Source organism: bacterium (assembly GCA_036524115.1).
In the GTDB taxonomy this organism is placed as follows: Bacteria; JAUVQV01; JAUVQV01; order JAUVQV01; family DATDCY01; genus DATDCY01.
This window is the reverse complement of sequence record DATDCY010000038.1, coordinates 1-10824: the sequence shown is the minus strand read 5'-3', so window position 1 is coordinate 10824 and position 10824 is coordinate 1. Positions and strand designations below refer to the sequence as shown.

General features: G+C 74.0%; 13 protein-coding genes. 6 read left to right on the top strand and 7 right to left on the bottom strand.

Annotated features, from left to right (window positions below):
- Positions 1-307 precede the first annotated feature (307 nt).
- Complete coding sequence (locus tag VI078_01875; GenBank protein HEY5998037.1) at positions 308-1447, top strand: glycosyltransferase family 1 protein; 1140 nt, start codon at positions 308-310, stop codon at positions 1445-1447.
- A 44-nt stretch (positions 1448-1491) separates the two neighbouring features.
- On the opposite strand, the gene VI078_01870 is transcribed toward VI078_01875, so the two are convergent.
- The 7 genes from VI078_01870 to VI078_01840 form a co-directional block, all read right to left on the bottom strand.
- A complete protein-coding gene (locus VI078_01870) occupies positions 1492-1746 on the bottom strand; it encodes a Txe/YoeB family addiction module toxin (GenBank protein ID HEY5998036.1) in 255 nt (84 codons plus the stop codon).
- Positions 1743-1994, bottom strand: coding sequence for a type II toxin-antitoxin system prevent-host-death family antitoxin (locus tag VI078_01865; protein ID HEY5998035.1), 252 nt, complete (start codon positions 1992-1994; stop codon positions 1743-1745). The genes VI078_01870 and VI078_01865 overlap by 4 nt, the downstream gene beginning before the upstream one ends.
- An 86-nt stretch (positions 1995-2080) precedes the next feature.
- On the bottom strand, positions 2081-2755 hold the full coding sequence (radC, locus tag VI078_01860; GenBank protein HEY5998034.1) for a DNA repair protein RadC: 675 nt from the start codon (positions 2753-2755) through the stop codon (positions 2081-2083).
- Positions 2752-3924, bottom strand: a complete 1173-nt coding sequence (locus VI078_01855) for a pilus assembly PilX N-terminal domain-containing protein (GenBank protein HEY5998033.1) — start codon at positions 3922-3924, stop codon at positions 2752-2754. The genes radC and VI078_01855 overlap by 4 nt, the downstream gene beginning before the upstream one ends.
- Positions 3921-4505: a prepilin-type N-terminal cleavage/methylation domain-containing protein gene (locus VI078_01850; protein HEY5998032.1), complete on the bottom strand. Its 585-nt coding sequence runs from the start codon at positions 4503-4505 to the stop codon at positions 3921-3923. Before VI078_01850 ends, VI078_01855 begins: the two co-directional genes overlap by 4 nt.
- Positions 4502-4921 (bottom strand): prepilin-type N-terminal cleavage/methylation domain-containing protein, encoded by a 420-nt coding sequence (locus tag VI078_01845; protein ID HEY5998031.1) that lies wholly within the window; start codon positions 4919-4921, stop codon positions 4502-4504. Before VI078_01845 ends, VI078_01850 begins: the two co-directional genes overlap by 4 nt.
- A complete protein-coding gene (locus VI078_01840) occupies positions 4911-5432 on the bottom strand; it encodes a GspH/FimT family pseudopilin (protein ID HEY5998030.1) in 522 nt (173 codons plus the stop codon). Before VI078_01840 ends, VI078_01845 begins: the two co-directional genes overlap by 11 nt.
- A gap of 310 nt (positions 5433-5742) precedes the next feature.
- On the opposite strand from VI078_01840, the gene VI078_01835 reads away from it, so the two are divergent.
- The 5 genes from VI078_01835 to VI078_01815 all read left to right on the top strand — a co-directional run bounded on the left by VI078_01835 (position 5743) and on the right by VI078_01815 (position 10727).
- Positions 5743-7092 carry a DEAD/DEAH box helicase gene (locus tag VI078_01835; GenBank protein ID HEY5998029.1) on the top strand — a complete coding sequence of 450 codons (1350 nt, stop codon included), beginning with the start codon at positions 5743-5745 and terminating at the stop codon, positions 7090-7092.
- 21 nt (positions 7093-7113) lie between these two features.
- Positions 7114-7500, top strand: coding sequence for an RNA-binding protein (locus tag VI078_01830; GenBank protein ID HEY5998028.1), 387 nt, complete (start codon positions 7114-7116; stop codon positions 7498-7500).
- Between the two features lie 85 nt (positions 7501-7585).
- Complete coding sequence (locus VI078_01825; protein HEY5998027.1) at positions 7586-8047, top strand: hypothetical protein; 462 nt, start codon at positions 7586-7588, stop codon at positions 8045-8047.
- 16 nt (positions 8048-8063) lie between these two features.
- The gene (locus VI078_01820; protein HEY5998026.1) at positions 8064-8693 is read left to right on the top strand and encodes an OmpA family protein; all 630 of its coding nucleotides are present in this window, start codon (positions 8064-8066) and stop codon (positions 8691-8693) included.
- Between the two features lie 6 nt (positions 8694-8699).
- The gene (locus tag VI078_01815) at positions 8700-10727 is read left to right on the top strand and encodes a CHASE2 domain-containing protein (GenBank protein HEY5998025.1); all 2028 of its coding nucleotides are present in this window, start codon (positions 8700-8702) and stop codon (positions 10725-10727) included.
- Positions 10728-10824: the final 97 nt, after the last annotated feature.

Genomic DNA, 10824 nt, shown 5'->3' with positions numbered 1-10824 from the left:
GGCACGCGGGTGGTCTTGCCGGCGCCCGGCGGGGCGGTGAGCACGGCGGTCCCCCGCCGCGCCAGCGCGTCCGCCAGCCGCGGCAGCGCCTCGTCGACCGGAAGCTGGAGCGTCGTCATTCCCGACAGGATACAGCCCCCGGCGGCGCGGTCTCAAACGCGCGGCATGGACGCGCGCGGCGCGACGCCGCTTCAACTCCCGGCGCTGACGCTCGCCACGTTGCTCGGCCCCGGCGCCTTGACAAACCCGGGCGCCGGAAGAAAAACTGGCGCCCGGTCAACGCCGGTTTCGGGGAGGGAGCGGACTCGTGGGGAAGAAGCGGCTGTTCGTCGATGCCGGGCCCCTCATCGACCCCCACCTCAGCGGCGTCGGCCACGCCACCTACCACCTGATCGACGAACTCTCCCGCGACGAGGCGTTCACCGCCGCGCACGAGATCCATCTCGTCGCCCCCGCGTGGCTGACGACCCGCCTCGCCCGCTGGAACTTCCCGGCGACGGTCGCACCGGAGCGCATCCCGGTGCCCGGGCGGGTGCTCGTCAGGCTCATCCGCTACCGCGTGCTGCCGCCGATGGACCTGCTGCTGGGCCGCGGCGCGTATCTCTTCACCAACTTCGCCAACTGGCCGCTCGTGTTCTCCCCGTCGATCACCTACATCCACGACGTCGCCTTCGTGCGCCACCCCGGGACCGTCGAGCCGTCGAACCTGCGCTACCTCAGCCGGAACGTGCCGACGTGGGTCGGGCGCGCGACCTGGATCGTCACGGTCTCGGAGACGGCGAAGCGCGAGATCGCGGAGGACCTGCACGTCGATCCGGCAAGGATCGTCGTCGCCTACAACGGCGTCGACCGCGCGCTGTACCGGCGCAGCGATCCGGCGCGCGTGGCCGCGACCAAGGCAGCGCTCGGGATCGAGGGGGAGTACGTCCTCTTCGTCGGCAACATCGAGCCGCGCAAGAACCTGCTGCGGCTCGTCCAGGCCTTCCGCGCCCTGCCGGAGGCGCTCACCCGCCGCTGCTCGCTCGTCCTCGTCGGCGGGGGCGGCTGGCTCAACGGCCCGATCCTCGAGGCGATCGCGGCGGCGCGGCGCGACGGCTGCCGCATCGTCCGCCCGGAGCGCTACGTCGAGGACGCGGAGGTCGTCGACCTCTACTCCGGGGCGCGCTGCTCCGTGCTGCCCTCGCTGCACGAGGGCTTCGGCATGCCGCTGCTCGAGGCGCTCGCCTGCGGCACCCGCGTGGTGGCCGCGGACATCGGCGCGCTGCGCGAGGCCGGCGGTGACCTGCCCGTCTACTGCGACCCGCTGAGCGCCGAGTCCATCGCCGAGGCGCTGCGGCGGACCATCGAGAGCGAGCCGGCGGCGGACTTCGCACGTCGCGCGGAGGAGCACGTGGCGCGCTTCACCTGGGCGCGGACCGCCGGTGTGATCAAAGGGCTGATCCCCTAGGCCGTCGCACCCCGCAGCCGCCCGGCGAGGGGAAGATCGCCCTCTCAGTAGTGGTAGCGCAGCTGCGCGACGAGGAGCGCATCGCCTTCGACCTTGTAGACGACGCGGTGCTCGTCATCGATCCGGCGCGACCACCAGCCTGCCAGCGCGTGCCGCAGCGCTTCCGGCTTGCCCGCCCCCCGCCAGGGATCGCGGCAGATTTCGCGGAGCAGGGAGTTGATCCGCCTCAAGCGCCGCTTGTCGGCCTTCTGCCAGAACAGGTAATCTTCCCAGGCCTGCTCCGAGAAGACGATCTTCACTCGAGAAGCGCCCGCGCCCTGCCTTTGCCTTCGGCGAGGTCCCTGATGGACTCGAGCAGGCGACGGGCGTTGCGCGGACTGCGCAGCAGGTAGGAGGTCTCCCTCAACGACTCGTAGTCGTCGAGGGCGATCATCACGACGGCCCGGTCGCGGCGCTTCGTGATGATCACGGGATCGTGGTGCTCGCAGACCTCGTCGATGGTGTCGGCCAGCTTTTCGCGCGCCCTCGTGTAGGTGATCGCCTTCATGATGCGTACAGGATAGCGTACATGTTCCTGAAGCGCAATTCCCGGCGTCCGGCCGCCGTGCATCTTGCCGGGGCCACCGCAGGCGCTCAATTGGACTGACTCCTGCGGTCCATGAGACTCGCGTAGCCGCCCTGCGCCACGACCACGTGGTCCAGGACGCGGATGCCGAGGATGCGGCCGGCCTCGACCAGCCGCTCCGTGAGCTGGACGTCCTCCGGGCTCGGCGTGGGATCGCCGCTCGGGTGGTTGTGCACGAGGATCAGCGCCGCTGCCGAATCGCGCACCGCCGGCTGGAAGAGCTCGCGCGGGTGCACGAGGCTCCCGGTGAGGCAGCCCACGGCGATCGTGATCTCGCGGATCACCTCGTTGCGCGCGTTCAGCAGGACCGCGATGAAGACCTCGCGCGGCAGGTTGAACAGGCGCGGCGTGTAGAGGCCGGCGACCTCGCGGCTCGAGGTCAGCCGTGGCCGCTGGCGGGCGTCCCCGGCGACCAGCCGGCGCCCCAGCTCGAGCGCCGCCATCAGCCCCGCGGCCTTGGCCGGCCCCAGCCCGCGCTCGGTGCACAGCTCCCGGAAGGTCGCCCGGTCGAGGCCAACAATCCCGCCGTGCCGCGCCAGCAGGCCGGTGCCGATCTCGACCGCGCTGTTCCCGGGCCCACGCGCGCCGGTGCGCAGCAACAGGCCCAGCAACTGTGCGTCCGAGAGCGTGGCCGCGCCGTCGCGCGCGAGCAGCTCGCGGGGCGCGTCGATCATCGTGCTCATCGCGCCGGCTCCGGCACGGCGGACAGCGGCCGGAAGCCGACCAGGTGGCGCAGCGGACCGCGGCCGGCCGCCTCGATCGCACCGCGGTCGTGGACTACGCGCAGCGGGGCGTCGCCGCGGACGTCCTGCGGCGAGCGCGTCAGGGTGACGAGGCCGCCGCTGAGCGTGAAGCCGGCGGCGCAGACGCCCAGGGTGTCCGCGACGATCACGCCGCGGAACTCGCCGCCGAGCATCATCTCGAGCCGCGCCGGCTGGCGCGAGGGATCGAGGTGCGAGTACGCCGGATCGTAGTCCTCGCCGAAGACCCCATCCTCCAGCGCGCGCCGGGACGCCTCGTGCCGGACGGGGTCGAACGCGGGGTTGTGGACGACGAGGATCCCCTCCCCCGCGAGCGGCCCGGAGTAGTTCCCGCGCGACCAGAGGACCCCGCGCGGCGGCGCGCCGGGGGACGGCTCCGGGAGTTCATCGAGGCGCGCCAGCGTCGCACCGGGCGCGAGGATGCCGAGCACGTCGCCGGGGAGCGCGAGGGCCGGTTCCGTGACGGTCCCGCCCTCGATTGCGGCCCCGTCGGCGAGGGCGACGCCGGCGCGGCTGACGACAGCCGGCGAGGAGCCGCCCACGCGGACGTCGCCCGCAAGCGCCAGCGCGCCGGCGGCGGTCCACGCGGTGTCGAGGCGCGGGGAACAGGTCACCGGCGCCACTTCGGCGGCGATCGCCCTGGCCCCGCCGCCGTCGGAGGCGGACACGACGACCTGCAGCACGGGATAGCCGCCGCGCTGCCGCGGCGAGTCGGGGTAGCCGAATGCGCGGTTGAAGAGGACCACGGGTGTCGCCGGGTCGCCGTCGGCGTCGGCCAGGTCCGGCAGGAGCGCAACGGACCGCTCACACGACCACGCGCCGTCGCGCCAGCGGCGCACCGGCAGGCCCGGCGCCGGCCACGGGTCGCGAAAGCACGCGTCCGGGACCGCCCCGTCCCCCGAGATCTCCGCGAGCGCGCTCTCCAGCGCCGACTCCGCGGCGTAGAAGGCCGCGCGCGAGCGCGCCAGGCGCGTGGAGAGGACCAGATCGGCGCCGCCGGCCATCACCGACATCAACGCGAGCACCGTGAGCGCGGCGAGGATGCCCACGGCGGGGATCAGCGCGCTGCCGCGCTCGCACGGGGGCTTCACGGCGCCGCCAGCCTCCGCGCGGCCGTGCGCAGGCGCACCAGCACGCGCTCGGCGCGCAGATCGGCGCCGCTGAACGTGCACTCGACCGAGGCGGCGGACGCCGGGTCCGTCGCCTCGTCGCCCGCCGCGTCGAGACCGCGGCAGCACATGCCCGTCAGGCCCGAGGCGAGCACCTGCGTGCTCCCGCGTTCCCACCCGGCGGCCGGGGGCGGCTGCGGCGCCTGGATCCGGTACTTGAGGTCGCCGCCGTCGAGCCAGACCGTGACCAGCCGGCGGTTCGCCGGGGAGAAGCCCGCCGGGTCCTGCTCGTCCCGCGAAAGGACGTACGCCAGCGTCTCGGCCGCGAGTTCCCGCAGCGGCGGTCCGTCCGCGTGGTAGCCGGCCTGCTCGAGATCGCGGGTCACCCATGCGATGGCGCCGACGAGCGAGCGGCGCGCCTCCCGCGCCTCCTCCTGGCGCTCCCAGAGCCGCTTCTGGGCGCCGGCGAACGGCGCGGCCAACGCGAGCAGCAGCGCGGTGAGCGCGAGCGACACCAGCAACTCGACGAGGGTGAAGCCGGCGCTGGAGCGGGCCGCGCTCACCGCCGACGCCTCAGCGACAGCCGCACGACGCTGCGCGCATCCAGCCTCCCCTGCCCGTTCTGCCAGAAGCAGCTCACCGTGCAGCGCGCGGGGTCTGCGGCGGGCGGCTCCCGCTCGTACACCAGCAGGTAGCGCGCACCGGGGCGCTCCACCTGCTCGCTCGGGTGCGGCCCGCCGCCGCCGAGCTCCGCCGGCAGCGGCGCGACGGCCAGCCCCGCGATGGCGCCTTCCCAGCCGAGCGCGCCGATGCGCTCGATGCGCTCCTGCGCGAGGAACGTCGCCGCCGTGAGCGCCGCGCTGCGCCGCTCGAGCCGGGCCGCGAGCAGCGTGGCCTCGAGCACGCCGAGGATGCCGAAGGAGAGCACCAGCATCGTGACGAGCACCTCGATCAGCGTGAACCCGCGCTCAGTCCCCACGTCCCAGCTCCCGCTCGCCGCGATAGAGACGCACCCTGCCGCTCGCCGGCGCGAGGGTGCACCGGTACGCCGCCGAGGCGCCCGCGCGGAGGGTGAGACTCCCGATGCTGCACGTCCCGTCGGGATTGAAGACCTTCTCCGCGGGCCCCGCGACCGCCACGACCACGCCGGCCGGCAGCCGGCGCTCCTCGCCGTCGGCGACCCATGCCCCCCCGGACTCGCGCTCGGTCGCCAGCAGCCAGACGCCGTCGGGACCGCGACGCACGCACACCTGCACCCGCCGGCCGGAGGCGACGGCGCGCCAGTGTGCCAGCCGCAGGCACTGCGCCGCGCCGAACGCCGCCGCCTCGAGCTGGTGCCCCCGCCCCATCGCGGCGACCGACGGCAGGGCCAGCGCGGCCGCGACCGTCACGATCGCGACGACAGCCGCCAGTTCGATGAGCGTGTGGCCGGCCTCTCCGGCGACTCCGAGATCCCTCGTTGACGGCATGGCCCGCAGCAACTGCACCATCCATGCCACAGGGACGCCAGCGGCGTGCGACCGCACAACTACCCGATTCTTTACGCTCTTCGGCCATCGTCTGCCCGTGCGGCGCGTTGCCCGCCGTCGCCGGCGGGAGCGGGCTCCCACGACGGGATGGTCCCCGCGGGCGCAGGCCCCGGCGCTGCGGAGATTGCACCGCCCCGGACGATTTCGCTTGCCATTTCTCCCGCCGCGACCTATCTTGTTGCGAGAATGTTCGTCGCCCAGTGACCGGAACGATCCCTCCCTCATCCGATGGATTCGTCCCACAGACCGCAACAACCGGAAGGAGTACCTCGTGCAGTTTCAGCAGTTCAATCTTGACCCCCGCATTCAGGCCGGCGTCCATGCGCTCGGCTGGGTGGAACCGACTCCGATCCAGGAGCAGGCCATCCCGCGCGCCCTCGAGGGCCGCGACGTCATGGGGCTGGCCCGGACCGGGACCGGCAAGACGGCAGCGTTCATGCTGCCGATCCTCCAGCGGCTCTCGACCGGGCCGCGGGGCCGCGTGCGCGCGCTGATCGTCGCGCCGACGCGCGAGCTTGCCGAACAGATCCACCAGACCTCGCTGCCGCTCTGCCACCAGCTGCGGCTGCGCAGCCTCACGCTCTATGGCGGCGTGAACATCAACCCCCAGACCCGGGCGCTGCGCGCGGGCGTCGAGATCGTCGTCGCCTGTCCGGGGCGGCTGCTCGATCACGTCGGCCAGGGGAACGTCAGCCTGCGCGACGTCGAGGTGCTCGTGCTCGACGAGGCCGACCGGATGTTCGACATGGGCTTCATGCCCGAGGTGCGGCGGATCGTGCGGCACCTGCCGGCGCAGCGCCAGACGCTGCTCTTCTCGGCGACGATGCCCCAGGAGGTGCGCCACCTGGTCGCGGAGGTCCAGCGCGACCCGGTCACGGTCCAGGTCGGCACGCTCAAGCCGACACACACGGTCGCCCACGCGCTCTACCCGGTGGCCCAGCACCTGAAGACGCCGCTGCTGCTCGAGCTGCTGCGCAGCACCGACACCGGCTCGGTCATCGTCTTCACAAAGACCAAGCACCGCGCCAAGCGCGTCGGCGAGCAGCTCGCAAAGCTCGGCCACCGCGCGGCCTCGCTCCAGGGGAACCTCTCGCAGAACCGCCGCCAGGAGGCGCTCGACGGCTTCCGCAAGGGGACGTACACGGTGCTCGTGGCGACCGACATCGCCGCCCGCGGCATCGACGTGTCGCAGATCTCGCACGTCATCAACTACGACGTCCCGGACACGGTGGACGCCTACACGCACCGCATCGGCCGCACCGGCAGGCTCGAGCGGACCGGGGACGCCTTCACGTTCGTCACCGGCGAGGACGCCGCGATGGTCCGCGACATCGAGCGCACGCTCGGAGAGCCGATCCCGCGCCGGACCCTGGAGGGCTTCGACTACGCGGCGAAGCCCCCGGCGACCGCGGAATTCCGTCCCGACCGCAGGCCGGGCGGACGCCCCGGCGGGAGATCGGGGGCCCCCGGCGGCAGCCACGGGGCGCGCCGGAGCGCCGCCTCCCCGGCCCCGTCCCGGCGATTGACGACGGGGGCGGTCGTGTGTTCTCATACCCGACAAGGCGCGGAGGGAAAAAGCCGCGGAACTCGGGGATCGGCTTCGGACCGTCCCCAACGCTAACAGCAGGAGGAGCAGCAGAGTATGAACATCTTCATCGGCAATCTCTCGCGCCAGGTCTCCGACGCCGACCTTCGTGAGGCCTTCGAGGCCCACGGGGCCGTGGCGTCGGCCAACGTAATCAAGGACAAGTTCACCGGCGAGTCCCGCGGTTTCGGCTTCGTCGAGATGGCCGACCAGGCCCAGGCTCAGGCCGCCATTGCGGCCCTCAACGGCAAGGACCTCAAGGGCCGCGCCCTCAACGTCGCGGAGGCCAAGCCGCGCGAGGGCGGCGGTGGCGGCGGCCGCTCGGGCGGCGGGTACGGCGGCGGACGTTCGGGCGGCGGCTACGGCGGCGGCAACCGCGGCGGTGGCGGCGGCGGCAACTATGGCGGCGGTTCCGGCTGGAGCCGCGGCGGTTCCAGCCGCTAGTCCCCATCCGAGGACAGCCGCCTCACTCATCCCGGGGCCGGCCGGCGCGAGGCGCGCGGTCGTCCCCGGCGGGGGAGGGTTTCGCATGGGTGCACGCGGAGCGGGCGCACTGGTGGCGGCGGTTCTCACGTTCCTCTCACTCCTGACGGCGGTCCCGGCCGCGGCCGGCGACGAGGTCATCGGCAGCGTCAAGACCGTCCGCGGCGCCGCCACGGTCGTGCGCGCCGGGGCGACGATGCCCGCCGCCCCCGGCCTCAAACTCTTCGCCGGCGACGTCCTCGAAACCGGCGCCGACGGCGCGCTGGGTCTCGTGCTCCGCGACGATTCGCTGATGTCCCTGGGCCCCTCGAGCCGCGCCTCGGTGGAGAAGTTCCTCTTCGCGCCCGCGGAAGGCAAGCTCGGCCTCACCACCCGCGTCGTCCGCGGCACGCTCACGTACCTCTCAGGGATCATCGGCCGGCTAGCCCCGGAGGCAACGACGTTCGTCACGCCGGTCTTCACGATCGGGGTGCGCGGCACGCACTTCGCGGTCCGGGTCGAGGGGTAACGCCGTGCGGCGCCGCGTGCGGGCCGGGTTGGTGCTCGGCGTGGCGCTCGTCCTCGCGGCCTGCGCGACGCCGCCGCCGCCCCCTCCCCCTCCGCCGGCGCGGCCACCCGCCAACATCGTCCTGCTGCTTCCCGACCAGAGCGGGAAGGTCGGGCGCCTGACGGTCACGAACGAGGGGGGCAGCAGCACGCTCAAGGCGGCCGGGACTGCCACGCGCGCCGCCGACGCACAGACCGCACCGACGGAGCCCGCGCCGATGCCGGCCGGGGAGGTCTCCGCGGTCTTCGGCGACGCGCTGAAGGCGCTGCCGCCGCCGCCGCTGCATTTCGTCCTCTACTTCGAGAACGCCACGTCCGAACTCACCGCGGCGTCGCGGGCCGAGCTGCCCGCGATCGTTGCCGCGATCCGCGAGCGCGCCTCCGCCGACACGAGCGTCGTCGGCCACGCGGACACCGCCGGGGACGCGACGAAGAACCTCGATCTGTCGCTCGCGCGCGCCCGCGCCGTCGCGGCCCTGCTCACCGCGGCGGGGGTGGACCCTGCCGTCCTGGAGATCACCTCCCACGGCGAGGGAAACCTCCTCGTGCCCACGGCGGACAACGTCCCCGAGCCGCGGAACCGCCGGGTCGAAGTCACCGTGCGCTAGGGGCGGATGGCGCGCCGGCCGCAGCCCGACCCGCCCGTGCGCCTGCCGCGCCGCCGGGCGCCCTGGCGGGTCGTGGTCGCGGGCGCCGCGTGCACGCTCCTCATCGCCGCTGCCGGCTGGCGCCCGCCGCGCGCCCTCGAGAACATCGAGGGACGCGTGTACGACCTCTACCTGCGCGCCGCCAGCCATCGCCCGCCCGGCCGCGTCCCGGCCATCGTCGACATCGACGAGGAGAGCCTGGCGCGCTATGGCCAGTGGCCCTGGCCCCGCTACCGGATCGCGCAGCTTCTTGACCGCGTCCGGGAACTGGGCGCCGACGCGGTGGCCCTGGACATGGTCTTCGCGGAGCCGGACCGCACGTCGCTCTCGCTGGTCGCGCGGGAGATCGAGCGCGACATCGGCCGCACCGTCCGCCTCGCTGACCCGGGGACCGCCCTCCCCGACAACGACCGGATCCTGGCCGAAGCCCTGGGCAGGGGGCCGTTCGTGCTCGGCTATGCGTTCGGCTTCGGGGCCGCAGCCCCCGGACGGGAGTGCGTCCTGCACCCCGTCGCACCGGCGCCGGAAGGCAGCGGCGGCGGCCTGCGCCCGGCGCGGGCCCCGTCCGTCGTCTGCAACCTGCCGGAGCTCGCGCGGGCGGCGGGCGCCTCGGGTTTCTTCAACGTCGCGCCGGACAGCGACGGCACGGTGCGGGGCGTCCCGCTGCTCATGGAGCATCGCGGCGAGATCTTCCCGAGCCTGGCGCTCGCGGCGCTGGCCCGCGCGCGCGGCGGCGCCATCGCCATCTCCGGCCCCTCCGCACCGGGCGGACCGCGGCTGACGGTTGGCGGCCGGACCGTTCCCCTGGACGCGCGCGGGGGGATGCTCGTGCGCTTTCGCGGGCCCGGCCGCGGCTACGAGTACCTCTCCGCGGCCGCGGTGCTGGAGCGGCGCGTCCCCGCCGGCGCGCTCGCGGGGCGCATCGCGATCGTCGGCACGAGCGCCGCCGGCCTCAAGGAGCTGCGCGCAACGCCGTTCGACCCGGTCTACCCGGGCCCCGAGATCCACGCCGCCGCGATCGACACGATCCTCCAGGGCGACCTCCCGCGGCGGCCGGCCGCGGCGCGCGGCTGGGAGCTGCTCGCCGCGCTGCTCGCGGGGGCGGTGGCGACGGCGGTCTTCTCGCGCTCGGGGGCGGTCGCCGGCCTGCCGCTGCTCGTGCTCGGCTCGGCGGGCGCGTGGGCCGCCTCCTTCTGGCTGTTCTCGCGCACCGGCGTGTTCCTCTCGCCCCTGCTGCCCCAGGCCGCGCTCGCCGCCGGCTTCGGGCTGCTCTCCTTCCTGCGCTTCCGCCTCAGCGAGCGCGAGGCGGCGGACTTCGCCCGCAAGCTCTCGCTGACGCAGGAGGTCATCATCCAGAGCATGGCGGCGCTCGCCGAGACGCGGGACAACGAGACCGGCGGCCACATCCAGCGCACCCGCCACTACGTGAAGGCGCTCGCGGAGTCGCTGCGCGGGCACCCCCGGTTCCACGACGCGCTCGACGAGGACACGATCGACCTGTTCTTCCGCCTGGCGCCGCTGCACGACATCGGCAAGGTCGGCGTGCGCGACCACGTCCTGCTCAAGCGCGACCGGCTGACGAGCGAGGAGTTCGAGGAGATGAAGCGCCACACCGTCTACGGCGACGACACGCTGCAGATCGCGGAGCGGCGCCTCGGGGACGACTCGTTCCTGCGGATCGCGCGGGAGTTCGCGCTGACGCACCAGGAGAAGTGGGACGGCAGCGGCTATCCCAACGGGCTGAAGGGGGAGCAGATCCCCGTCGCCGGCCGCCTCATGGCCGTGGCCGACGTCTACGACGCGCTCGTGAGCCGGCGCGCCTACAAGGAGCCGATGCCGCACGAGCGCGCCGCGGCGATCCTCGCGGAGGGGCGAGGCACGCACTTCGACCCGGACGTCCTCGACGCCTTCCTCGCGAACCAGCAGCGCTTCCGCGAGATCGCCGCCCGCTTTGCGGACGCGGGGCGCGGCGGGGCGCCGCCCGCGGCCCCCTGATCGCCTCCGCCGGTCGCGCGATGAGTCGCCTGGTCGTCCTGCTGTGCCTGCTCGTGGCGCTGCTGCGCGCGCCCGCCGCCGGCGCGGGCGACGCGGC

Bases quoted from the DNA above. Each gene is read 5' to 3' on its own strand.
- VI078_01865 (HEY5998035.1), bottom strand. From the start codon at position 1,994: ATGAAGGCGATCACCTACACGAGGGCGCGCGAAAAGCTGGCCGACACC.
- radC (HEY5998034.1), bottom strand. From the start codon at position 2,755: ATGAGCACGATGATCGACGCGCCCCGCGAGCTGCTCGCGCGCGACGGC.
- VI078_01840 (HEY5998030.1), bottom strand. From the start codon at position 5,432: ATGGTGCAGTTGCTGCGGGCCATGCCGTCAACGAGGGATCTCGGAGTC.
- VI078_01830 (HEY5998028.1), top strand. From the start codon at position 7,114: ATGAACATCTTCATCGGCAATCTCTCGCGCCAGGTCTCCGACGCCGAC.
- VI078_01825 (HEY5998027.1), top strand. From the start codon at position 7,586: ATGGGTGCACGCGGAGCGGGCGCACTGGTGGCGGCGGTTCTCACGTTC.
- VI078_01815 (HEY5998025.1), top strand. From the start codon at position 8,700: ATGGCGCGCCGGCCGCAGCCCGACCCGCCCGTGCGCCTGCCGCGCCGC.